Source organism: Nitrobacter sp., from assembly GCF_047149785.1.
GTDB lineage: Bacteria > Pseudomonadota > Alphaproteobacteria > Rhizobiales > Xanthobacteraceae > Nitrobacter.
Genome location: NZ_BAAGBE010000001.1, coordinates 1,602,339 through 1,627,358 on the forward strand (window position 1 = coordinate 1,602,339; position 25,020 = coordinate 1,627,358).

Genomic DNA, 25,020 nt, shown 5'->3' on the forward strand with positions numbered 1-25,020 from the left:
AGCCGACCCTGCTTGCATGGTGCGCTCCGTGACATCAAAAACCCGCGCCGCTCTGGAACCTTTTCAAGCAAAGCGGATACCGGTTCGCGTGAAGAAACCGCATCACATCAAGATCATGGAGTCCTCTTCTGATTCCATCAGAAGGGGAAGGGCTCTGGACGGCATGGTCTCGCTGGCGACATTCGGCGTGAGTTTCTCGCTCGCTGTCGCCCTGATGTCTTCGGCATGGGCGCAGACTGCGACCGTCGAGCGGTCGGCCAAAGGCGCGGCAGCCGCCAACATCCGGGTCGGTCTCTATCTCAACGTCAAGCCCGACTGCACCAGCGGCCCCCTGCCCGCCATTCGGCTGCTCAAGCCGCCGGCCAACGGCACGCTCACGATCAGGCGCGGTAACGTCACAGCCACCAACTACAAGCAGTGCCTCGCGCTCGAAGTGCCCGGTTTCGTCGCCTTCTACAAGTCGAAGCCTGATTTCGCCGGCGTCGACAGCGCGACCATCGAGGTGAGGTACCCGGCAGGCCGCACCGAAATCCAGCGCATCAGCATCACCGTCGGCGGCGGCAAGGGCGGGCAGAAGATTTAGAGCATGATCCCGAAAAGTGGAAACCGGTTTTCGGGAAAGATCATGCTCAAACAAAAAGATAAGCGACGAGTCTGATTCAACGCAGTTGAAACAGACTCTAGGTGTTTAGTCCCAGCATGTCATGGCTTGGCTGACGGGTGAACAACTGTGGCTTTTCGGCGCTGATTTGTTTGATGGCTTCGAGCGGGGTTTTGAAGCGGAGTGCCTTGAGCCGCTTGGCGTAGTTGTAGGCCAGCAACCAGTCCCGGACGTGGCGTCGCAGGTCGTCGATCGAGGCGTAGTGGAAGGCGCGAACGGTGGCGTCTTTGATGGTTCGGACCATTCGTTCAGCCTGGCCGTTGGTCCAAGGATGATAGGGCCTGGTGAGCCTGTGCTCGATACTGTTCTCGGCACAGGCCCTTCCGAAGACGTGAGCGACGAAGCCGCCCTCGGCTCTCTTGTCGTGCTGGACGAACTGAACGCCGTTATCCGTCAGCACCGTGTGGACCTTGTAGGGAATAACTCTCACCAGCGCCTTGAGGAAACCCGCCGCCACGAGCTTGGTTGCCTTCCGATAGATTCTGGCGAAGACCAGCTTGGAGGTCCGGTCCACGGCCACGAACAGATAGGCCTTGCCGCCTTCATATCGCAGCTCGGCGATGTCGATGTGGAAGTAGCCGATCTCGTAAGCCTTGAACCGCTTCGGTTTTTCACGATCGATCTTCGGCAGCCGAGAAATTCCATGACGTTGAAGGCAGCGATGCAATGACGAGCGCGTCAGGTGCGGGATGACGTCCTTCAGTGCGACGAAGACGTCGTCCAGGGGCAGACGGGACTGCACGCGCAAAGCGACGATCGCGGCCTCCTCAATGCCCGAGAGGACGGAGCTTCGCTGCTGTTTCGGACCCATCGGCTCGTCCTCGACCGTCTGACGGAGCCGCCATTTCCTCACGGTCTTCTCGTTGATCCCGAAGCGCCGCGCGAGTTCCGCGGCTGAAGCCTGCGATCGCTGTAGCTCCGTTCGAACGGCGTGCGTGGTCGTGGCGCTCCCGTGAAGAACTTGGCCCATAGCGCGTCCCTCTCTGACGACGATAATGATACGCCATCACACTGTGGGACTAAACATCTAGGCTCCAGACTCAATTGGTCCACCAAGTTATGACAGCGGCGATATTGATGGCCGCTTCGAAGTTGCGCGCCAGCTTGTCGTAGCGGGTGGCGATGCGGCGCCAATCCTTGAGCCTGCAAAACATGCGCTCGATCCGGTTGCGCAGCTTATAGGCTTCGGCGTCGAAGGGATGGGTTCGCTTTCGTGTTGGATTGTTCGGGATGACCGGGAGGGTCCCGCGTTGACGCAGAAAAAGCCGAAAGCCGTCGCTGTCGTAGGCGGCATCGGCGGCGCATAAGCGTGCCGCTGGCAAACCGGAGAGAAGAGGCAGAACGACGCGAAGATCGCCGCGTTGTCCGGGTGTTATCTCGATGGCGAGCGGTCGGCCCTGGCCGTCGACGACGGCGTGGATTTTGGTCGTGCGCCCCCCGCGCGAGCGACCAATCGCCTGTTCCTCCGCCCCCCTTTTCCGCCCGCTGCCGAGCGATGCGCCTTTGCTGTCGTGCTGTCGATCATGTGCACGTCGTTGGGGCTGGTTGTTGCCAAGGCGCGAAACAACTTCTGCCACAGGCCGCGCGCCGACCATCGATGAAAGCGATTGTAGATCGTCGTCGGCGGGCCGTAGCATGAGGGGCAATCCTGCCAGCGACAACCGATCCTCAACACATGCACGATCCCGCTGATCACGCGGCGATCATCGACCCGGCGCGCTCCCGGGCGGCTCTTCGGAAGCAACGGGTCGATCGCTGCCCATTGCGCATCGCTTAGCCAAAACTCATTCGCCATCGTCAAGCTCCGTGCAGAGCTTGAATCTGATTTGCTTCCTAACCTCAATACTCTGATCGGGTTTGGAGCCTAGAGCGGGGTGGGTTTAGGTTTGGTTATATCCTGCGTTTGCGAAGTAGTTGGTGCATTCGTCCGGTGAGACGGTTTGCAGGATCGACCCGATAGCATCGTAGACAGCCTCGGCGGTTCGCTGAGCGGCCTTGCGCAGCCAGTGTTTGAACTTGGCGAAGAACTGCTCGATCGGGTTCAGATCGGGCGAGTATTTCGGCAGATAGAAGAGCCGAGCGCCAGCGGCACGGATGGCGCGACGCACGGCGTTGGCCTTGTGCGAGCCGAGATTGTCCATGATGACGATGTCGCCGTGCCGCAAGGTTGGGGCCAGAACCTTCTCGACGTAGAGAAGGAAGGCTTCGCCGTTGATCGGCCCCTCGATGAACCACGGGGCAGTGATGCGATCGTGGCGCAAGGCGGCCATGAAGGTCATGGTCTGCCAGCGGCCGTGCGGCACCTTGGCTTTGATGCGTTGACCGCGCAGCGCCCAACCCCGCAGCGGCGCCATATTGGTTTTGGTCCAGGTCTCATCGATGAACACCAGCCGAGTGGGATCGATCCGATCCTTATACTTGGCCCACTGCGCCCGCCGACGGGCGACATCGGGACGATCCTGCTCGGCGGCAATCAGCGTCTTTTTTTGTAACTGAGCTTCTCAGCGTGGATGAACTCCCACATCGTGCGATAATCGACCTTGAGGCCACGTTCAGTGAGTTCAGCCACCAGACCGCGCACGGTAAAATCCTTCCGGCACCGCTGGATCAGCCACTCGCGGTGCGGCCCCGAAATCTTTTTTGGCCTATAGCCGCCGATCTGGTCCGGCTTGACGCTGCCGGTCTCGAGGAAGCGCTGCACCCAGTTTATCGCCGTGCTGATGCCGACTCCAAATCGGGCCGCCGCCTGATGCCGCGACAGGCCACCTTTGACGACAGCCCTCACCACCCGCTCACGAAGGTCGTCCGAATAGGGTCGTCCCATCCATACTGGCCTCCTGCCCAGCCAGCATGTTGAATCAGATGCACTCCGATTTGGGAATCCCCAATCGATTCAAACTAGACCCATCCCGCTCTAGACCGGTTCCTGTTTAGGCGGAATCGGATTTTGGTTTTCAAATCAGGGGTCTTCTGATTCAAGATTCTTGCTGGATTGGAGGCCAGCAAGGATGGGACGACCACTTTCTGGCGATCTTCGACGGCGGGTTGTGGCAGCGGTCTCGAAAGGTGAGAGCTGCCGCTCGGTTGCCTCACGGTTCGGGGTTGCGATTTCCTCGGTCGTGAAGTGGTCTCAACGCTATCGTGCGACCGGGTCCGTTGCGCCGGGCCAGATGGGCGGCCATCGCAAGGCGGTGCTGGAAGCGCATCGCGCCTTTATCGCGGCCCGGATCCGCCAGACGCCTCATGTGACGCTGCACCAGCTCAGGGACGAATTGGCCGCGCGCGGCATCAAGGTCGGGCATAATACGATCTGGCTGTTCCTGCGGCGCGAGGGATTACGGTTCAAAAAAAACACTGTTCGCCCTTGAGCAGGGCCGGCCCGACGTCCTGCGCAGACGTCGACGCTGGCGATCATGGCAAGCGGGCCTCGATCCTCGCCGGCTGGTCTTCATCGACGAGACCTGGATCAAGACCAACATGGCGCCGCTGCGCGGATAGGCTCCAAAGGGCGAGCGCCTGCGGGCCTTCGCACCGCACGGTCACTGGCGCACACTGACCTTCCTCGGCGCGCTGCGCTGGAATCGCCTCACGGCCCCTTGCGTCTTCGACGGGCCAATCAACGGCGAGTGCTCCCGCGCCTATGTCGCCCAGCAACTCGTGCCGGTTCTCAAATCCGGCGACATCGTCATCATGGACAATCTCGGCAGCCACAAATCCGCAGAACTGCGCCGCATGATCAACGCCGCAGGAGCCAGGCTCTGGTATCTGCCGCCTTATTCTCCCGATCTCAATCCAATCGAGCAGACCTTCGCAAAGATCAAGCATTGGATGCGCATCGCGTAAAGGCGAACCATCGACAATGTCTGCCGCACCCTCGGCGAACTCGTCCAAGCCATCCAGCCAGCAGAATGCCAAAACTACTTCATCAACGCAGGATACGCTTCTACCTAAATAGGAAATGCTCTAGAGCGACGCACGGAGGCATTCGCCAAGGCACTGTCACAGCATGAAGATGAAGAGGGCCGCGGGATGACTCCAGCGGCCCTTTAATCGTCATTCAGACAGAATGATGCCGCTATACCACGACTTGATGCTGTGACTGGTCGATCATGTGACCCAGCACAACGTCCACCACATTGCCCGCGTGATTGTAGCCAGACAAGATCGCGACCGTGTGCCAGTCCCCGGCGTTGGAACCGCTCGTATCGACCTGAACGCTGATGTCACTACTACCGCTCGCCTGCAACCTGACATCGTTTGTGGTTTGGTGGCCGTTGTAAACCGCGTCGAGCAGGGCTCCAAGGTCAAGAACGTCGCCTTGCGTGTGGCTGTAGTTCAGGATCGTGTCGATGCTGTTGTGGCTGCCGCCATCATATTCCCCGGCACCGAAGGCGAAAACATCCGGGCCAGTGCTGCCGATCAGAACATCATTTCCGTCGTGTCCGGCGAGCGTGTAGCCGTCCTGTTCCGAGATGGTAGTTACAGACGGCTTGCCTTGGTCGACTGTGCCGCCCTTATTGGTGAACCCCGACGAGATCGAGAACGTATCTCCCGGATCGCCCGTCAACGTCACCGAATGGTTGCTATCCAGATGGGCAGCCCAAGTCACGCCGCCGGCATTGCCGCCGTTCAGATGATTCCCATGACTATCCGTCAATCCCTCGTACACAGTTTCTGCCGATGCACCGCCTTTACCAACCTTATAACTATACTGGGTGCTACCCACTGTGAGGTAGACCGTATCGTTTTTGTCATAACTGGGATCGAACGTGATCGTCGTGACCTGGGTCGATAACGCCGGTCCCGCGACGATGATGTCATCGCCGGCCGTTCCGTCGAGAATCAGGTCGTTCGTGTCTTGCTGATAGGTCACATGCGCAGTGTCCGTACTGCCCTGACCGTCGGACACCGTTACGTCGAATGTACCACCGGGCGTGCTGTCGTCATCAATGAAAACCCAGTGGTCTGAATTGCTGTGCGACAAACCATTCTTGGCGAAACCCGAACTATGCGACACCGAAGAAACGGTCAGCGGATCGCCATCGGGATCCAGTACGTAGTTCAGAAACGCCGCGTCGGATACGGTAAACTGGTTCGAGCCGTAACTCGAAACGACGGTCAGATCACTTTCAATGACCGGTGCGTGGTTCACATGTTGGACGGTGATCGCGACCGTATCCGTGTCGGAAAGCGGCCCGCCGGTTCCGGTATGGCCGTTATCATTGGTGGTGATCGTCAACGTATCCGAGCCACTGTAATGCGAGTTGCCCTGATACGTCAGCCCATCCAACGCCGCGTTCAAATGCGTGAGATCACCGGTCAGCGTCACGTGGCCAGTGTTGTTGCCAACCACCGTCAGGCCGGCGACTGCCGCAAGGGTCAGTGCGCCGTGTTGAACATCAAGCGTAACCTGCTCGTCGCCGCCATTGCTGTCGACATCGGACACGGAAATGCGATTTCCGTTCGCCGCGCTGAAGACAAGTGCGGTGTCCTCGTTTATTGACTGCGCGCCAGGGACGCTGTTGACCGGCGCATCGTTCACGGCCGTCACAGCTATCGTCAGCGCCGCCGAGGCGTGATCGCCATCGTTGTCGGCCAGAACGTACGTAAATGTCTCATTGGCATCGGAAACGAGATTTTGCGGCGCCGAATACGACCAGTCGCCCGCTGCGTGCGAACCGCTTGCCGCAAAATAGAATGTGAAATGCCCGCTCAGGCTGGTGCCGACCGCGGCAAGCTGAGTCCCGCCGATCGTGGCGATAGCATTCCCGCCCGAGTCGGTCTCGGTGATCGACGCCGTCTCGTCCGTCTTGCCGTTCCAGGTGTAGGTATGGCCGTCGAACGTGATTGACAGAATACGGCCCCCATCGGCCCCGAAGGCGTCGCCGTTGCTCAGCACATTGCCCGACGCATCGCTGCCAACCAACGTCACCAGGGCATCGATCAGGTCGCTGAACTGGGAGACGTTGACCGTATCGACATGACCATCGACGTCAACCTTATGAAGTGTGCCGTTGTCGAGGCCGTTGCCGATACCGATCGTGGTAACCGAAATGGGCGCGGTCGCATTGTTGACGAAATTATTCCAGTTCGTAGCCGTGGTGTCGTCGAGCGCTCCGTTGCTCCCAACTTGTTCATTCGGATTGCCGTCGCTCAGGAAGAACACCTGATTGTTCGCGCCGGCGACAGCCGTGTAGTGTGCCATCAAGGTCTTGATGCCGGCCGTGTAGTCCGTGCCGCTATTGAGCGGACGATGCGCGAGCAGATAGGCGATTTCAGTGTCGAACGCGGTCTGGGTCGTGTACGGCCCGTAAGCGTTAGCCGACGATGAGAATGCGACCAGTTCGATCTTCACGTCGCCGGTGGCATTGGCGAAGATTTCATCACCCGCCGCCTTCACCGCGTTCAGCATCTGGCTGTACTCGCTGCCATCGATGCTGCCGCTGAAATCGAGCACGAAAGCACCGTTGAAATCCTGGACGACCTTCTCGCTGACCGATTCCGATTCCGGCACCGCCACCGGCGCGTCGTCGATGATGTCGATCGTCAGGTTGGCCGGAGCGTTGGTGCTGCCGTCCGAATCGGTCACCGTCACCGCGAACGTAGGCTTCACCTCTGACGTCCGGCCGTCATCGACGGCCGGGCTCTTGAGATAGTTGTCCGTCAGCGTGTATTTATAATCGATCTCGCTATGGGCGGCGTCCCACCACACTTCGAGGCTGCCGCCATGCGCGCTGTCGTCGATCAGCGTATGTTCGCCGGTCAACGCGACGTTGTGATCGTCGACCTTGATCGACGCAACGCCGTCCGGCGCGTCCACGCCGACCGAACCGGTCGCGACCGTGTTCGTGCCGCCGACACTTGAACCCGAAGGCTCGCCGCTACGCGCCGGCAAGCCCGCTTCGTAAACCGTGTCCGTCGCACCCCCGACCTCGGGTGGCGTCACCGTCACGCCCGCGTTCTCGCTCTGGATCGTCAACGTCGCATGCGACAGGTCGCCGTCGCCGTCCTTGATCGTATAGGTGAAGACGTCGTTGACCGTGCCCGCCGTTGTCGTCGCGCGGGCGTAGGCGTAGCTGCCGTCCGCGTTCAGCGTCAGGTCACCGTACTGGCCATGAATCAAATGTCCGACCGTCGCCAGGTTGTCGAGATCCGCATGGGTGTCGCCCGGGGCCACGCCGACCACGCCGCCACCCGACGCGAAACCGTCCGCGCCCGCAACGTCGTTGTTAAGAACGCCATCCGTCGCCAAGACTTCGAGCGTTCCGCCTCCCGTCACGCTATTCGTGTCGTCATGCGCAACTGGCGCATCGTTGACGATGTCGATCGTCAATGTGGCGGACGAAGTCTGATTGTCGATATCCGTTACCTTGATATCGAAATCGTCGTGCGTACCGTTGCCGATCGTGCTCTTGAACAGAGTATAGCTGTAGCCGATCGCGGTGGAACTGAAGCTGGTGATCGTCAGGTCGCCGAAATCGCCGCTGATCGTGTGGCCCACGAAACTGGCATCGACAGCTTGCCCCTTGACCGTCACGACCGATGGGCCGTCGCCGAGGCTGATCGCGATCGTGCCGGTGTGGGTTTCGCTCTTATCGCTGTTGTCATCGGGAATCGAATTAGCCATTTCGCCGGAGCCGGCAGGCAGGCCGCCATGGGGCGGAAGACCCGCTTCGCTGACCGACACGGTGACGTCCGAAACGCTCGGCAGATGATCGACGGAGTTGATGTTGACGAGGAATTCGCCGGCACCGAGCTTGACGCTGTCGCCGTCGTAATCCGTCACAATCACGAAATTCGAGAAGTCGATCTGGTTCGACAAACCACCATCGATCGGTTTGTAGAGATCGAAAATCGCGTGACCGGCTTCCGAGGTTGACATCGTCAGCGTGAAGATCACGGTCCCGCCGGCAACGCCGGTGATGGTGTCCCCGTTCGACGACATGGTGATCTGGGTGCCGTTGTAGCTCAGCGTCCCGACGTTCTGCGACGCGAAGGAGGTGAGCGACCAGGTGCCCGGTTGATCGGGGCCGATATCGACCAGAGACGTCAGGTCGATTGTGGTCTCGATATAGTTTTGCGTCGGAGCAATTGTGCTGGTGACAGACAAATTATCGAGGATCACCCGGCCCGAGAAGCCGGGATTGTCGATCTCGAAATGCGTAAGTTCGAGGCCGGCAAAGGCCGTGAACAGCGCACTCGGCGTTTGAGAATTCGACAGCGAGAGCGTCACCGAATGCTGCACGCCGTGAATATCGATGCCGATCGCCGTGGCGTTCAGATTGCCCGAGCCCCACAGGCTCAGGTTGACGCTGTTGAGCGTGAAAGAGGTTCCAGGATCAGCCTGAAGTACGAACGGGCTGAAGCCGGTCGGCTGGCCGTTCACAAGCGGCGCGTCGGGTCCATATAAAACATGCTCGCTACCAACAAGCGCGACGTGGCTTCCCGGCACATGCAGATTCGACGATCCCAGATTCGGTGTCTGGTCCGGTGCGTCGCTGTCAAATGTAAAGGTGAAAGGCGTTACCACCGGAACCGGAATGTCGCCCTCGCTCACATTGCCGGTTGCGGTCTCGCCGGTCACTACCGGCACGTCATCGTTGACGACGACCGTGAAGCTGCCGGGCGTCGAGTCGCCATCGGAATCGGTGGCGACGTAGTTGAACGACAGCGCGATGTTGTTCTCGTTGTCGCCGAGAGCGTGATCGAGCCGGTCCAGCAAAACGAAACGGAACGAGCCCGATCCGTCGTCGGACAGCGACACCTCGAATACGGTGCGGATATCGTTGCCCGTTCCCGCCTTGCCGTACAGGATCGTTTGGTCGCCATTGAACGAGAAGTGGATATCCTCGCCATGCGAGGTCAGGTGGCCCGCTGTCAGCGTTCCGCTGAACGCGGCGGGCGCGGCGCTGTCGAAAGTGACGCTGCGATCGCCCACGCCATCCGGGTGGTCCTGAACCAACCGACCGGACGCTCCGGCCGTCGAATCCACGCTGTCAACACCCGTGTCCGCATTATCGGCGCCCCACTTGATGCCGAGCAGGCCGGTCGCCGTGGCTTCGTTATGATCATGATCAGCGTCGGGAACGGCGATATCGCCGGCCGACGGCGTAGGCTGGTCGTGATGCCCGTCCGGCACCAGGCCGTCCTCATCGACGACAACGGCCGCAACCAGGCTGACGTTGTCGATCAACGCGCCAAGCGAGTTCTCCTGTCCGATCGCGTGGAAACCAAGCACATCGCCGGGACCGGTCCCTTCAACGAAAACGGTGATCTGCTGCCAGGCTCCAGGCGCCATGCCGGTGGAGTCGATCGTCTTCACGACATCGCCGTTCCACAGCACTTCCATGCTGCCGCTGTCGGGGTCGCCTTCGCTTGGGCGCGGCGCGTACCAGAAGGTCAGCATGTAGGTCTGGCCGTCTTCGGTGCCGGCGACGGTCTGCTGGATGGTGGAATTGGTGTGGCCGGTATTGTTGGCATGGCCGGACAGATTCCCTCCGGTGAGGTCGGAATCGAGTTCGATCAGGGTATTGCCATCCTGCGCCGGCACGCCGCCGGGACCGGAGCCATCGGTATTGTTGATCTGCACCTCGAACGGCACATTGCCTCTGCCGTCGCCGAGGTCGGCCGACGTCCACGTTCCGTCGAGGCTGTTATAGATCGACCACTGGCCGGCCCCGAGGTCGTCGTGCCCCTGCTCGAAGCTGCCATTGACGATGAGGTTGGTCTGCGTGGCCACCACCGGGACGTCGTTTTCGATGGTGATGTTGAGACCGCCATTCAGCACGGCGCTGTCGCCGTCGCCATCGGTCGCGGTGAACAGCGACGCCAGATTGAGCGTGAGCGTGCCGGTATCGCCGCTCGCCGGATGATCGATGTTGCCGAGCAACGTGAAGGTATAGCCGCCCGAACCGTCCGCGCCGAGCGTAAAGATTAGCCGGTTATCGGCCGTGATGCCGCTCAGCGTGCCGCCTGAAATCTCGTAGTGGATCGGCGAGCCATCGGACGTCAGGCCAGACATGGCCCCCTGGGCGGCGGCATTGAAGCCGAATTCGCCCGGACCGTCAGCGCCGAAGCTCACCAGTGCGGTCAGGTTGTCATGAGTGATCGTGATGGTCGTCGGCTGGCTGGCCGGCGCACCTTCGAGATTGCCGGTCTGAACGCTGTTGTGCAGGCCGTCTTCATAGACTCTGCCGACGTCGACGTTGCCGCCGAGCGCAACTGGGCCGTCGTCCTCGAAACGAATATTTGCTGAAATATCGAGCGATTTGGTGACGTAATCGCCATCACCATCGGTCGCGGTGACCGAAACGCCGAGCGTGTTCGCATCCAGGGAGACGCCTTCGTCATTGCTGGTGGTGTCGCCGTGCCGGAGCGAAACATACTGCGCCACGGTCACCTGGCCGGTCGCCGCATCGATGTGCAGCGCGAAGGCCGCGACCACATCGCCGCCATCCGAATAGACGCCGAGCACACGCCCCTGCGAATCCAGGACGAGATCGATCGGAGCGTGGCCGGTGGTCTCAAGCCCGGAGTGCACAGGACCGTTGCTGCCGAGATCGAAAGCATATTTTAGACCGTCGGAAGCAGAAGGGCCGTCGGCGCCATAATCGACGCTGGCCGCGACGATCGCACCCGAGCCCTGCGCATACTGTGGCGACATATCGTGATCGGTTCCGGCTTGGACACCGGCGAACAGCCCTGAAACCAGGGCTGCATTGACCTCGCTCGAATCGGGATCCTTGCCTGCGGTCTCGTCCACGATGATGACGTTCGACAGCTTCACATTGGCGAGATACGTGCCGGTGTTGTCGCCGCCGGCGCCGACCTCCCTGAAGGCAAGCTCGTTGTCGCCGCTTCCCGCCGTCACCGGCAAGGAAATCGTCTGCATCGTGCCGGTGTCGGGCACGAAAATCCCGACGGAGATTCCATTCCAAAAGACTTCGACCTTGGCGGTGTCCGGATAATCGCCGGAATTGGGCGCTCCGAGCCCGATCTCAAAGGTCAGGTTATAGGTCGCGCCTCCGGCAAGGCCGTGGATTGTCTGAGAAACCTGGACGTTGCCCGGCGTGGCCTCGAGATCCACCATCACGCTGTGCGTGGGGCTCTCCGCGCCGCGGTAGCCTTCGCCGACCTTCTCCAGTTGCGTCGAGCCGAACGTATCCGACGACGTGATCGTCCAGCCGTCGGCGTGTCCGTTGGCGACACCGCTGCCTTGTCCCCAGGCATTGTTGTTGGACGTGAAGCCGCCAAAGAACAATCCGTTGGCGATGCCGTCGATATGGCTCAGCGACAATGTCGGGCCGTCGTCCTGGAAGACGATGTTGCCGCTGATGTCGATGGTCTTCGCGGCGTGGTCACCGTCGCCGTCGGTGACGGTCAGGACCGCCTGAACGTTTTGCAAGAAACCGGTCGTGGGATCGTCGTGATCGGCATCGCTCGAACCCTCGACCGGATTCTTGAGCGAGACATACTGCGCAACGCTGATGCCGCCGTCCTGATCGATCGCGATGGCGAAAGCGGCGGGATCGACAAAGCTGCCGTCAGCGTGTTGGGGATTATTGGAGCTGTAGCCGTTGGTCACGGCCGAGCCGCTGCCCGTTCCGTCGTAGCGACCGACGATCAGGCCGTTCTCGATGAAGAGATAGATCTCGTGCCCGTCGGTGGTCCGGAGGCCGGAATCCGCTTGGTTTCCGCCATTGATGGCAAGCGAAATGATTTTCGCGTTGCTGGCCGCGGCACCATCGGCGCCGTAGTCCACGCCGCCGACCTGCACCACCCCCGCGCTGAAGGCGTAGCCGAGCGCGCCGTGATCCAGTTGCGAGGAGTTGACATCGTTGTCGACGCCCTTTTGCGCGACATTGTCGAACAGCGTCTTAACGGGCGTTGAAAGATTATCGTAGCTGACGTCGTTCGACGGGTTGGGGTCGTGCGCCGGATCGTAAGCCGGATTGGAAGCGTTCTGAACGCCGGGCGTCTCGTCCTGGATCACCGTTCCCGAAGCGGAGAAGCCGGTGATCTGCGGCCCGTCATCGGCGAACTTGATGTTGCCGCCAAGATCGATCTTGGCCGAATCCGTATTCTGGTCGCCGTCGTAATCAGTGATGGTCGCCGTTGCGACCAGCGAGATCAGGTGGCTGGCAAGATCCTTGGTTTGGCCGTCATACGGTCCCTGGGTCGCGCCTGGCAAGCCGTGATCAATCGACTCGTACTGCGTCAGGGTCACCTGACCGCTCGAATCCACGGACACCGTGAACACGGTATTCGCGCCGCTCACGTCGCCTGCCGACAGCGCGGTCGAGCCGACGATCGCACCTTGCGCGTTCTCATAGAGATAGACGGACTGACCCTGGTGATCCAGATGGGAATCGACACGGCCATGGCTGTCCGGCGACGCCGTGATGTCGAGCGAATACGTCGTGACGGTCTCGCCGGGACCGTCGGCGCCATAATGCGAGGTCGCGGCGAATGAGCCGGCGAAACTCGCACTCGCCGTCGAGTGACCCCCATCCGTCGTCCCGGCGTCATAGGTCTTCAGATCGGGGCCCGAGGAAATCCCCTTCACCGATACCGTCGGTACGTCGTCGATGACGCCGACGAGGAAGCTGTTCCCGTCAAGCGCGATCGCGTCCCCGTCGTAGTCGGTGTATTGGAGCAGCCCCGAAAGGTTGAGCTTCTCGACGCCTTCGATGTTATCCGCCGGAAGATCGTCGAGCGGCGCCTTCAGCGTGAACGTCCAGTTGCCGTTGTCGTAAACTTTCAGCGTGAAGACGTCGTGCGCACCCGCCCCGGTCGTGCCGGCGGTCAGCAATTCATAGTGGCCGCCGATGTCGGAGCCGCTTGTGGTGCCGGTGACGGACACCGTGCCGCCATGCGACAGGACCGGGCTCCCGCCATCGGTGGTGACGCCTGAGCCGATGACCTGCGACACGAAGGAGAACTTGCCGCCATCGTCCGCGCCAGGATCGACCAGTGTCGCCAGCGAGTTGAAGCCGACGCCCGAGACGGTCTGCGTCGTATTGTCAAGGAAGAAGCCAAGGAGCTGACCGTCTCCGTCGCCATAGGCGCCGGAGCCGCCGGTGGTGTCCTCGTTGCCGCCTCGAAGCTGCTCCTCCTCGACGACGCCATGGACCTGGCCGCCCTGAACCGCCTTCGGAATGTCGTCGGTCACGGTGACGCTGAAGGCGCCGTCCAGCGTGATGCTGTCGCCGTCGCCGTCGGTGACCTGAATGATCCGGCCGAAATCGATCGCGCCGGTGGCCAGATCCGGATTGCCGTCCTGCAGCGTCGTATTGGTGTCCGCGCCCGACGGCGGCTTGTCATGGTCGAGCTGGTCGAACAGCTCGAAATTGTAATTTCCGTTCGCCGTCAGCGTCAGCGCGAAGACGGGCCGGTCGCTGGGGCTGGGCCCTGACGAACCATGATCGACGTAGCCGACCAGCACGCCGTCGACGAACGTATAGGACAGCGCCTCGCCCTTTGACGACAGATGAAGCGTCTCGAGCTGGCTCACCGCGTTGGCGGTGAAGCTGAACGAGCCGAGCCCGTCCGCGCCGGGATCGACCGTGCCCGACAGCGAGCCGGTCGCATAGGCCGCCCCCAAAATATCGGTGTGCGCGGGGAAGTCGGGGTCGGTGCCCTGCGACGCCAGCGTATGAATGTTGGCTTCGTTGACCGCCGCGGTCACCGGGCTGTCCGTCAGCGTCGGACCGTCGTCTCTGAAAACGATGTGATCACCGATGGTCACCGAACGGGTGACGGTGTCGCCGTCGTTGTCGGTCACCGCAAGCTCGACCGACACCAGTTGCCCCAGCGTCTTTGTATCGTTCTGGTCCGGGTTGATGTCGTGACGGATCGACAGGTATTGCGCGATGCTGATATTGCCCAGGGGGCTCAGCGCGATCGCAAATGCGGCAACGTCGGCCGCATTGCCGTCGAAGACGCCGTCCTGGTTACCGTCGATGCGGCCGACAATGAGGCCGTTCTCCTCGACCAGATAGATCTTGGCGCCCTCCGTCGTCCTCAGGCCGGAGTCCACGCCCGGTTCGCCCTGGACGGGCACGCCGTTGATCTGCAGCGACAGCGCCGCATGGGCCGGCTCGTCCGCGCCCGGAAGAAACGTACCCGCCACCACCGGCGCGATGTTCGTCGCATAGATCGGCTTGTTGTCCATGTCCGGGTCATGGCCGACATTGGCTACGCTCTGGAACTGAGGCGCGACCACCAGCGTGACCGGCCAGCCGACATCGTTGCCTTGCTCGCCGGCGGTTTCGTCGATCGTCACCGAAGCGCCGGTCGCCGTCAGCGTCACCGCCGGAACGTCGTCGGTGATTTCGATGGTCAGCTTGCCCGCCAGCGCAACGCCGTCGCCGTCGCCGTCCGTCGCCAGGATCAGCGAGCCGAAGTCGAGCCCGTCGACCGTCGTGTCGTTCGCACCCTGAAGCGCCGTGTTCTTTGAATTGGTGCCGTCATCGACGTGATCGAGCTGGTCGTACAGTTTGAACTGGAACTGGCCCGTCGCCGCATCCACCGTCAGCGTGAACACCGTGCGGTCATGGGAGTCATAATGCCCGTTGCCCCGATCGACATAGGCGGTCAACGTGTTGCCGTTCACCACGTAGTGAATCGTGCCGCCTTTCGAGGTCAGGCCGAGCGCATCCAACGTCGCCGCCGCGTCCGCCGTGAAGGAGAAGCCGCCCTCGCCGTCCGCGCCGAAATCGACCGAGCCCGCGAGCGAGCCTGTCACCACGGCCGGCCCCGTCAGATTGTCTGCCGGCGAGCCAGTGACCGAGCCGTCGCCGGCGCCGTCGTTCGGGCTGGTCCCAACAGACTGCAGGGTGACGATGTCGCCCTCGTCCGCGTGATAATGAGGCACGTCCTGATCGACGAGCACCGGCGAGTCATCATCGACGCTGATGGTCAGCGTCGATGTCGTATAGTCGCCGTCGCCATCGGTGATGGTGAATCCGAAATCGAGCGCCAGGTTGTCCTCGAAGGAACCCGCAGCGCCGTGCCCCGGATGGTCGAGCGGCGCCTGCAGCGTGAAGGTGTAGGTGCCGTCCGAACGGATTTCGAGCGTGAAGGCAGGCACATCGACGCCGTTGACGTTCATCGTGCCGACCAGCGTGCCGCCCTTCTCAAAACCCGCGGTCGCATTGCCGGCCGCGTCCTTGCCCGCCACCCAGGCGGTATCGATGGCGTAGGACGTTCCGATCCCATCAGTGCCAACGTGAATGCCATGCAGGCCGCCATTGCTCAGGGCGGCCTCGATCGACCTGAGGCCGTCGCTGCCGGCGTCGAAATCGATCTTGCCGGAGGAAACGAGACCGAAGCCGTCGTCGCCGGGACCTCCGGCAATGCCGTGCGCCAGGTTTTCGTCGTCGAGCACCTGTGAATGAACCGCCTTCAGGCTGACATCATCGATCAGCGCGCCGAACTCGTCGGGCGTGCCGGTGCCGGTGAAGGCCAGCACCGCATCGTCGACGGGAGCGGTGACCTCGATCGTGATCTGCTGCCACGTATTGGCGGCGTAGGTCGCGTCGTCGGAATCGAACACCTTCACGCCGCCGAAGGTCACTTCCAGACCGGCCGTGGTCGCGGCGTCGCCGCGCGGCGCGTACCAGAAGGTGAGTTCATAGGTCTCGCCGGCATGGGTGCCAGCCACCGCCTGCTGGATGGTGGAGTTGGAAGACTCCGGATTCGGAGTCGCCTGATTCGAATGCCCATTGCCTTGGAAATCGCCGTCGAGTTCGATGATCGCCGTGCTGTTGCCGGGCACGCCGCCGGCGCCTCCGGTCTGCACCTCGAACGGAACGCCGTTGCCGGCGCTCCAGCCCGCGATCTGGTTGAATATCTCCCAGTCGCTGCCGCCGAGCTGCGGATGATTTTCGAAGCTGCCGTTGACGATGAGGTTGGGTCCGTAAGCACCCTGATCGGGCGTGACGCTACGGATCACCGGACCGTCGTCGTCGAAGTGGAAGGCCGAGCCCTGCGACGTGATGAGATCGACGGTTGCCGCCCGGGTGGCCGTGTCGCCGTCGCCATCGGTGACGGTTACGGTCATCTGCAGTCCGACCGGGCCAGCGCCGTCCAACAGACTCAGGATCGCTTCGCTGTCGAACTTGTTGCCATCGCTACCATGGTCGATCGCCGCATAGAGCGTCGTCTGCAACTGCGGACCATCCACGGTATCGACGATTTTGATCGTCAGAACATCGGTCTCGATGCCACCGACCATCGCCTTGCCGACGATCGTATTGGTGGCCCCATCGAGATAGAGCGTGATCGGTCCGCCATTGGTCGCTTTCAGGTTGGTTTCCACGCCACCGGCCGAGATGCCCGTGAACGCAAAGCCATGAGCTTCTTCAGCGCCTTTTCCGTCGGCGCCGTATATGGCCGTGACGTCGAACAGGCTGGCGAGACCCCCGTTGCCAAGGCTGGTCGTGACCTGCGCCAGTGTGCCCGCCGCATCGTCATGGTTGCCGCTGTCGGGCGACTCACCGATAGCCGCATTGTAGCGATCGTCACCGACCGTCTCGTCGAGTCCGATCGTCAGCCGGGAACCCGCTTCGCCATCCGCCGTCACGGTGAGCGTCGGACCGTCGTCGTCGAACCGTATGTTCGCCGAGATGTCCGCTGACTGCGACACATGATCGCCGTCGCCGTCCGTCACGGTGACGGTGACCGACAACGAGCCGGTGTTGAGGAACACGCCCTCGTTGTTGCTGTTGGTGTCCGGCTGATGCAGCGACACGTATTGAACGAGCGAGAGCACGCCGGTCGTCGGGTCGATCCGGAACGCGAACGCGGCGTCCCCTTGCGCGTCGCCAACCCGGCCGACGACGTAGGTGACCCCGCCATAGGTCTCGTTGAATAGATAGATTTCCTGCCTGGCTGTCGTCATCAGGCCCGAGTCGGTCCCGTTGACCGTGGCGGACAGCGAATAGACCGTCGCCTCCGCGGCCGAATTATGCCACGGGCCGTCCGTGCCGAAATCCGCCGCGATGTGGACCACGGCGGAAATGCCGGCGGCGAACTGCGGACCGCCCGTCATGTCCGCATCGACGCCCTTGTTCGCGACGGCATCGAACGAGGTGTTGGAATCGACGTCGTTTGTGCCGGCCTGATTGCCGGCGGTCTCGTCAATGACGATGACGCCGACCGACACGTTTGCCAGATAGGTGCCCTGATTGTCGGGCGTACCCGTCTCGCGGAATTCAAGCAGGTTGCTTCCGTCGCCAAAGCCGCCTGTGATCTTGAGGTCGTAGGCGGTCATCTGACCGTTCGGCGTGATATCAGCAATCAACTGTCCGCCGAACCAAATTTCCAGATGTGCCGAATCCGGGAACGGAGCGCCGGCCTCGAAGCGCAGGTCGTAGATCTGATCGTTGACCAATCCCGTAACGGTCTGGCTGATCTTGACGTCATGCGGCGAGGCGTCGAGATCGACCATGTCGCCGTTGTTCGACGAATGCATGCCCTGATAGCCGTCGCCGACGCGCTCGAGCTGCACCGCGCCGCTGCCGGTGTTACCGATCTGGTCGCCTGCAGCATGTCCGTCGTTGGCATCGGCGATGGTCCAGCCGCCGTTGTGGCCCGTGGCCACGCCGCTGTCCTTGCCCCAGGCGTTCCCGTTCGGCGCGAAGTTTCCGAAATCGAAGCCGTTGATCACGCCCGGCGCGGTGACGGACAAAGTCGGCCCGTCGTCAAGGAACGAGATCGAGATGGCCGGAAACGTCGCCGTTGCAACCAGCGTGCCGGCGGTAACGGTCTGGGTGACATGAACGAGGCCGCCGAGATTGACCGAGTCGTTCGGATTGCCCGTGTCAGGATGGCTGATCGCCGCGTATTGCGCCACGTCGAGCTTCAGATCCGGCTCAAGGTAAAGCGCGAACACGATCTTGCCGTCGGCGTCGGGCACGCCGCCGGTCCCCTCGCGGCCGACCACGAGGCCACCCACGGTATAGAGGAAGATTTCGTTGCCGCTGACCGTCGCCTTCAAACCGGAGTCCACGCCGTTGAACGCGTGGCCTCCGGCGTCCGTCAGAGCATAGGTCACCGTGCCGGTTTTGGCGGTCCCGAAGGTCGCCGTGGACGCGCCCACGACGGGGTCATGACTCTGCGCCCAACCAATCGCCTCGGCCAACGCCGCAAGCGGCGCCGGCAGATCAGCCAACGGCTGATCGTTGGCGCCGTCCGCCGCGCTCTGAACGCCGGCGGTCTCGTCCTCAACCACCGACGTGCCCGACAGCGAGAAGCCCGGCGTCGGGCCGAAGCCTTGATTGTTATTGTTCTCCGCCAGAATGTTGTCGATCTTGAAGCCGGGCAGTTCCTCCTGGCCCAGCAACGCAAGCGGATTGCCCACCGCGAGCGGATCGATGCCGACTGAGGTAAAATTGGCGCCGGACGCCTGCGCGCCGCTTCCATCGCCGGTGCCTGCCGCCGGAAGGACCGATTGATCATCGGTGACCGGAAACAGCGTCGCGAATTCCGCGCTGGTGATATCGCGACCGGGCGCCACCTCTACGGTGATATCCTGCAGCGGCTTGCCGGTGCTGTCGAAAAACGGTTCGAGCGTGACCGTCGAATGGTTGTCGAACAGGATGATGAGCTTTTCGCCGATGTGAACCAGCGTGATCTTTTCGCTCGCGATCGCCGAGAGATCCGCCTTGACGCTCCCGTCATAGCTCAGGGACACGACAACGGACTGATCGCCGTAGGGCTTGGTTATCTTGACGATTCGTGGATGCTGTTTGTCGCCGCCGTTGCTGCCGGTTCCGGAAGTATCCGCCTGCGCAACTTGGAACGGTCCGTTCATGACGCTGTCCTCAAAAAACTCAAATCCGGCAAATGGATTTAACTGAATCTTACCCATCATAATCTTGCCGCATTGAAACAGGTCAAGAATTCTTTCGATCAATACTGATGCAGTTCTGGGTGTGGTTAAATTACAACGCTCGCTAGACTGTCGCGTTTTCGAGCGACGAGGCGCATTGACCGGCCGGAGCGCATACCGGATGATCGCGCAGGGCTTACGCGAGGCTGACCATGTCAATCAAAAATATTTTTAATTTCAAATATTTAGCTTTTGCCGGGATATTTGCTCTGGGGAGTCAGATGCCGGCGCGTGGGGCGGATCTCGGTATTGTGCCGCCTAGCGGCGCGGTTCTCGGCGGTTGCTCGGACATCGTCCTGAGCTGCGCGAACGGTCGGGAATACCCGATGTGCCCGATCGCCGTGAGTCTCGCAGGCGATATCGTGACGGCCGAGCTTCACACCGGGTTGAATCGTCCGGCTTACGTCCGGCTCGTCCCGATGGGAGTCGGCTATCGTTATGCCGGCCGCAATATCTGGCTGGACGGGCTACGGGAAAACGCGATCCTGAACTTCGGCAAGCACAGTTCGGTCGCCTGCACCGTCACCACGCCGTAAGCGCGGGTCGCGACGGAAATCGCGACCGCCGCCGCGACACGCGTCCGAATCTCCCGGGCGTCTGGATGGCCGAGAGTCCGGATATCACCGGATCATAAACCCGCCAGAGCTATTCCGGCCTTGATGGAATCAAAGCCGGGCTCCAGCTTTCTATTTTGACGCGTTTTCTTACGCGAACCGGTATCCGCTTCGCTTGAAAACGCTATAGTCCCGACGTATGCGCGATCGCAGTTCATGCGATTGCGTTTTATTTTCCCGCAATCGAACCCGCATCAGTCCTTGGCGCGAAGCACCGCGTGAGTACGGCGCGGATACATGTATGCCTTGGGATGCACATAGACCGGGCAGACATTGTAATTGGCGTGCTGTTGCCAATTCCACTTCCAGCAGCCGACATCGACAGCGGGATCGAAATAATTATCCGGCACGTCACCGAACGCATGCGCGCGCCCGCTCGGAACGGCAAACGCCGCCGCAAACGCGGCCAGGATCAGGGCACGGCGAAAAACGGTCATAACGACTCCATCGGAGGAATAATATACGCGCGAGTATGATGCGACCAAAGATTAAGAATCAATATTCCGCGGCGTCCTGACCCCTGCTTTACCGACACTTCAGCCGGTGTGGCGATCAACCGGAAATAGACCGGCACGATGACAAGGCCGGTCCTGCAATTTGGTCGGAGCGAGAGGATTTGAACCTCCGACCCCTAGTCTCCCAGACTAGTGCGCTAACCGGGCTGCGCTACGCTCCGTGCCGTTACGGCTCCATTCCATTATAGCGCTTTCAAGCGAAGCGGTACCGGTTCGCGTGAAGAAAATGCGCCAAACGAGACGAAGCCCCGGCCCTGATTTCATCAAAGCCGAAGGTAGCTCTAGCCGCGTTCCAGAGGCGGCGCAAGAAGCGGCGGCGTCCGCCCGAGCGACGCCAAAACGCGACTGCCGGAAACCGTCAGCCGTTGCCGAGCGCGTCGTCCAGCAGCCGCCTGCAGGCGACCAGGTCGGCCAACGCATCCTTGAGTCGTGCCAAGTCGACCGCTGCGTTCACGCCCGGAATTGCCGCGCTGTCGAGACCGGACCACAGCACCTCGTCGAGATTGTGCCGCAGCGGCTTGTGCTCGGCCGGCTCCCGCGCACGGACCGGAATGTCGCCGGCGTCCCCGTCGCCTTCTCCGTCCTCATCCTCGTCGTCGGCCTCGTAATCGGGGGCGCCGTCATCATCGATCTCGCCGAGCGTGCTGCGGATATCATCCTCGATGGCGCCGAAGGCGGCTGCGGACGACCCCTCGGTCAGGCCCTGCACCGATTTGATGCCGTGCTCTTTCAGGATTCGCTGCACGCCGCGGATCGTATAACCCTCGCTGTAAAGCAGATGGCGGATGCCGCGCAGCAGGTCGACGTCGTCCGGGCGATAGTAACGCCTGCCGCCGCTTCGCTTCATCGGCTTGATCTGGGCAAACCTGGTTTCCCAGAAGCGCAGCACGTGCTGGGGAACATCGAGGTCGGCGGCGACCTCGCTGATGGTCCGGAAGGCATCCGGTGCTTTGTCCAAATGCTCGCTCCTCTGCCAATTGGGCTTCGAACGCCGAACTCGTCAGCCAGCCATGTTACTCAGCCTTGGTGTTGGCGCCGTTGCCGTTGATCCGCTGCTTCAGGATGGCCGACGGCTTGAAAACCATGACGCGGCGCGGAGAGATCGGCACCTCGGTGCCGGTCTTCGGATTGCGGCCGATGCGCTGGCCCTTCTTGCGCACCATGAACGAGCCGAACGACGACAACTTCACCGTCTCGCCCTTCTCCAGGCAGTCGGTGATCTCCTTGAGAACGAGTTCCACGAACGCGGACGACTCGGTCCGCGACAGTCCCACCTTTTTGTAGACCGCTTCGCAGAGATCAACGCGCGTGACGGTTTTTCCGGTTTCTGTCATCGCCTGCCCCAAGCTTCCGGCGAACAATTCGTAACTGAAATTAAGAGTTTAACGACGCACGGTCAACCTATCACATCATGCTTTCGCACGATAGTTGACGACCATTGCGGCGGACATTTTAATTCAACTCTTACCACCGCAGGAGCACTGAGCCCCAGGTGAAGCCTCCACCCATCGCTTCAAGCAGTATCAGGTCGCCTCTTTTGATGCGTCCGTCGGCGACGGCAACCGACAACGCCAGCGGAATCGACGCAGCGGAGGTGTTGCCGTGGCGATCGACGGTCAGCACGACTTTCTCGGGCGCAATGTGCAGTTTGTGGGCCGATGCATCGATGATTCGCTTGTTGGCCTGATGCGGAACGAACCAGTCGATGTCGTCCGCGCTCGTGCCGGACGCATTGAATGCATCGACGATGACGTCGGTGATCATGCCGACCGCGTGCTTGAACACCTCGCGGCCTTCCATCCGGAGATAACCCACCGTTTGGGTCGAGGAAGGTCCGCCGTCGACGTAAAGTTTTGATCGATGGCGGCCGTCCGAGCGCAGATGCGTGGTCAGAATGCCGCGATCGGAGGGCTTGCCGGGCTGCTTTTGGGCCTCCAGCACGACCGCGCCGGCCCCGTCGCCGAACAGCACGCAGGTCCCGCGATCGGTCCAGTCCAGAATGCGCGAGAAGGTTTCCGCGCCGATCACCAGCGCGCGCTTGAAAGCGCCCGCGCGCAGGAAATTGTCGGCGGTGGCCAGCGCGAACACGAACCCGGAGCAGACCGCCTGGAGGTCGAAGGCGGCGCCGCGAACGATGCCGAGCCCGCTCTGAACCGTGACGGCGGTGGCCGGAAACGTATTGTCCGGCGTCGAGGTCGCCAGCACGATCAGGTCGATCGACTGCGCGTCGATCCCGGCGTGAGCGAGCGCAGCGTTCGCCGCATGGATGGCAAGGTGCGACGTAAACTCATCCTCTGCAGCGATGTGGCGCTGCCGAATGCCGGTGCGCTGGACGATCCACTCGTCAGAGGTATCGACCCTGGTGGCCAGTTCGGCATTGGTCAGGACCTTTTGCGGCAGATAGGAGCCGCAGCCGAGCACGACCGAACGTATCGCAGTCAAGAGAGGGCCTCCTGCACTGCCGACGCCGAAGCAAGGGTGTGGCCGTGGCGGTTGAGCGTCTGGTTGATCTTGGTCAGGAGATCGTAACGGACCATCTCATAGCCAACATCGACAGCGTAGGCAAAGCCTTCGGCATCGGTTCCCCCATGACTCTTGACCACGATTCCGTTAAGTCCAAGGAATACGCCGCCATTGGACCTGTTCGGGTCCAGCTTTTCCTTGAGCGCCTTGAAGGCGCCCCGGGCAAGAAGATAGCCGAGTTTTGAAGTCCATGTGCGCGACAGCGCCGCCCGCAGGAATTCGCTGATCTGCCGCGCCGTGCCTTCGGCGACCTTAATGGAGATATTGCCGCTGAAGCCTTCGGTCACGATGACGTCCGCAGCGCGTTGGCCGATACCGCCGCCTTCGACGAAACCGATGAAATCGAGTTGCGGCAGATCCGCCGCGCGCAGCAACTCGGCCGCTTCGCGGATTTCCTCGCGGCCCTTCATTTCCTCCGTGCCGATGTTGAGAAGCCCGACCGTCGGCCGTTCCAGATCGAACAGCACCCGCGCCATGGCGCTCCCCATCACCGCCAGCGCCACCAGATGCCGGGCATCGCCACCGATGGTGGCGCCGACATCGAGCATCACCGAGTCGCCGCGCTGGGTCGGCCAGATCGCCGCAATGGCCGGACGCTCGATCCCCGGCAGCATGCGGAGGCAAAAACGCGCCATCGCCATCAACGCGCCGGTATTGCCGGCCGACACCACGACGTCGGCCTCGCCTTTCTTTACCGCGTCGATCGCAAGCCACATCGACGAGGTCTTGCGGCCACGGCGCAGCGCCTGGCTCGGCTTGTCGTGCATGCTGACGGCGACGTCGGTGTGGATGACGCGGGACACCGCCTTCATCGCCGGCTGCGCGGCGAGTTGCGCTTCGATCAGGGCGCGGTCGCCGTAAAGCAGAAACTCGGAATCGGGATGACGGTTCAGGAAAATCGCGGCGCCCGGAATGACCACCGATGCGCCGATGTCGCCACCCATGGCGTCAAGCGCGATTCGAACCTTTTTCGGCATGGAAATCCCGGAAAACCCTGATCTCTTGCGGCCCCGAAGCGCGCGGCCACACAAGGGCGGCGCTTCATCGGCCCGGCCGCGACAATAGCGTGTCCCGGCCTCGATACAACATAGCGCAGGCGCGGATTTCCGCAGCCCCGCGACTCAAAAACAGACGTCAAAGATCACATGAAATTCTTTTATCTTCAATAGTTTAATCGTTTTGTCCTGAGGTATCGCATCCGGCGTCTCATCCTCAATCCTGCCTTGGTTTCTTCCTGCGCGGCGGATTCGGATCGATTTTCAGCGCCTTCAAGGCGGCGAAGGGACGATCCTCGGGGTCAACCGTGCTGGATGGCGGCGCGAAAACGGCATCGGGTTTGCGCGGATAAGGGTCGATTCCGAGAAACAATACGTCGGTCGCGAGACGGCCGAGATCGATGACGCCATTGACGATGGGCTCGGGCGCATCCGGAAGGTCGCGGCCGTCCTCGTCGCCGGCATCGCCATCGATGGCTGCCGCGAAGCTCCGGACCCGGCCTTCCGGCACGAAAAGAAGGTCGACGTCCTCGACAATGTCGTTCTCGACCGGATCGAGCGACACCACGCAGGTCTGCCCCACGCGCGCCGACACCCTGCCCCGCACATGCACGCTGTCATGGCGCCCGGGCGTCAGATCAAACGACGCACGGGCGACTAGGATGTCGCGCAAGCCGGCGATCTTCGCCAACGCCTTTCGCACAGCCTCGTCGGCCTCGATGTCGCGATGAAGGCCGGTTTCCGGAATCTGCACGACCGCGATCCGCGCGCTCCAGGGATTCGCGATCGTCTGCGGCCTGTCTCTGGCGGTCATCCC

At 61.7% G+C, this 25,020-nt stretch carries 11 protein-coding genes, 1 tRNA gene and 2 pseudogenes; 3 read left to right on the forward strand and 11 right to left on the reverse strand.

Annotated features, from left to right (window positions below):
• Positions 1 to 163 precede the first annotated feature (163 nt).
• Positions 164 to 583 (forward strand): hypothetical protein, encoded by a 420-nt coding sequence (locus ACMDCM_RS07350; protein ID WP_412774692.1) that lies wholly within the window; start codon positions 164 to 166, stop codon positions 581 to 583.
• A gap of 97 nt (positions 584 to 680) precedes the next feature.
• Here the strand turns inward: ACMDCM_RS07350 and ACMDCM_RS07355 are convergent, their stop codons facing one another.
• The 3 genes and pseudogenes from ACMDCM_RS07355 to ACMDCM_RS07365 form a co-directional block, all read right to left on the reverse strand.
• Entirely contained in the window at positions 681 to 1,631 is a 951-nt protein-coding gene (locus tag ACMDCM_RS07355) for an IS481 family transposase (RefSeq protein ID WP_412772957.1), read from the reverse strand.
• Positions 1,632 to 1,701: 70 nt separating this feature from the next.
• Positions 1,702 to 2,456, reverse strand: a pseudogene (locus ACMDCM_RS07360) (IS5 family transposase).
• A gap of 85 nt (positions 2,457 to 2,541) precedes the next feature.
• Positions 2,542 to 3,485 (reverse strand): IS630 family transposase gene (locus ACMDCM_RS07365; protein WP_412772958.1). Its coding sequence is split into 2 segments (ribosomal slippage): positions 2,542 to 3,147 and positions 3,150 to 3,485, totalling 942 coding nucleotides; the frame shifts between segments, so codons are not numbered across the junction.
• A 184-nt stretch (positions 3,486 to 3,669) separates the two neighbouring features.
• Between ACMDCM_RS07365 and ACMDCM_RS07370 the strand changes: the two are divergent.
• A pseudogene (locus ACMDCM_RS07370) lies at positions 3,670 to 4,612 on the forward strand (IS630 family transposase).
• A gap of 124 nt (positions 4,613 to 4,736) precedes the next feature.
• Here the strand turns inward: ACMDCM_RS07370 and ACMDCM_RS07375 are convergent.
• Positions 4,737 to 19,478 (reverse strand): DUF5801 repeats-in-toxin domain-containing protein, encoded by a 14,742-nt coding sequence (locus ACMDCM_RS07375; RefSeq protein WP_412772959.1) that lies wholly within the window; start codon positions 19,476 to 19,478, stop codon positions 4,737 to 4,739.
• Between the two features lie 299 nt (positions 19,479 to 19,777).
• Here ACMDCM_RS07375 and ACMDCM_RS07380 point away from each other — a divergent pair, with 299 nt between their 5' ends.
• Positions 19,778 to 20,092, forward strand: coding sequence for a hypothetical protein (locus ACMDCM_RS07380; protein ID WP_412772960.1), 315 nt, complete (start codon positions 19,778 to 19,780; stop codon positions 20,090 to 20,092).
• 272 nt (positions 20,093 to 20,364) lie between these two features.
• On the opposite strand, the gene ACMDCM_RS07385 is transcribed toward ACMDCM_RS07380, so the two are convergent.
• From ACMDCM_RS07385 to ACMDCM_RS07415, 7 genes are all read right to left on the reverse strand, one after another.
• Positions 20,365 to 20,607, reverse strand: coding sequence for a hypothetical protein (locus ACMDCM_RS07385; protein ID WP_412772961.1), 243 nt, complete (start codon positions 20,605 to 20,607; stop codon positions 20,365 to 20,367).
• 161 nt (positions 20,608 to 20,768) lie between these two features.
• Positions 20,769 to 20,846 (reverse strand) — tRNA-Pro (locus tag ACMDCM_RS07390).
• A gap of 197 nt (positions 20,847 to 21,043) precedes the next feature.
• On the reverse strand, positions 21,044 to 21,643 hold the full coding sequence (locus tag ACMDCM_RS07395) for a MerR family transcriptional regulator (RefSeq protein WP_412772962.1): 600 nt from the start codon (positions 21,641 to 21,643) through the stop codon (positions 21,044 to 21,046).
• A 55-nt stretch (positions 21,644 to 21,698) separates the two neighbouring features.
• A complete protein-coding gene (locus ACMDCM_RS07400) occupies positions 21,699 to 22,019 on the reverse strand; it encodes an integration host factor subunit alpha (protein WP_412772963.1) in 321 nt (106 codons plus the stop codon).
• Between the two features lie 130 nt (positions 22,020 to 22,149).
• Positions 22,150 to 23,127 (reverse strand): beta-ketoacyl-ACP synthase III, encoded by a 978-nt coding sequence (locus tag ACMDCM_RS07405; protein WP_412772964.1) that lies wholly within the window; start codon positions 23,125 to 23,127, stop codon positions 22,150 to 22,152.
• Positions 23,124 to 24,185: a phosphate acyltransferase PlsX gene (gene plsX, locus ACMDCM_RS07410; RefSeq protein ID WP_412772965.1), complete on the reverse strand. Its 1,062-nt coding sequence runs from the start codon at positions 24,183 to 24,185 to the stop codon at positions 23,124 to 23,126. Before plsX ends, ACMDCM_RS07405 begins: the two co-directional genes overlap by 4 nt.
• Before the next feature lie 235 nt (positions 24,186 to 24,420).
• Positions 24,421 to 25,017 (reverse strand): YceD family protein, encoded by a 597-nt coding sequence (locus ACMDCM_RS07415; protein ID WP_412772966.1) that lies wholly within the window; start codon positions 25,015 to 25,017, stop codon positions 24,421 to 24,423.
• Positions 25,018 to 25,020 lie beyond the last annotated feature (3 nt).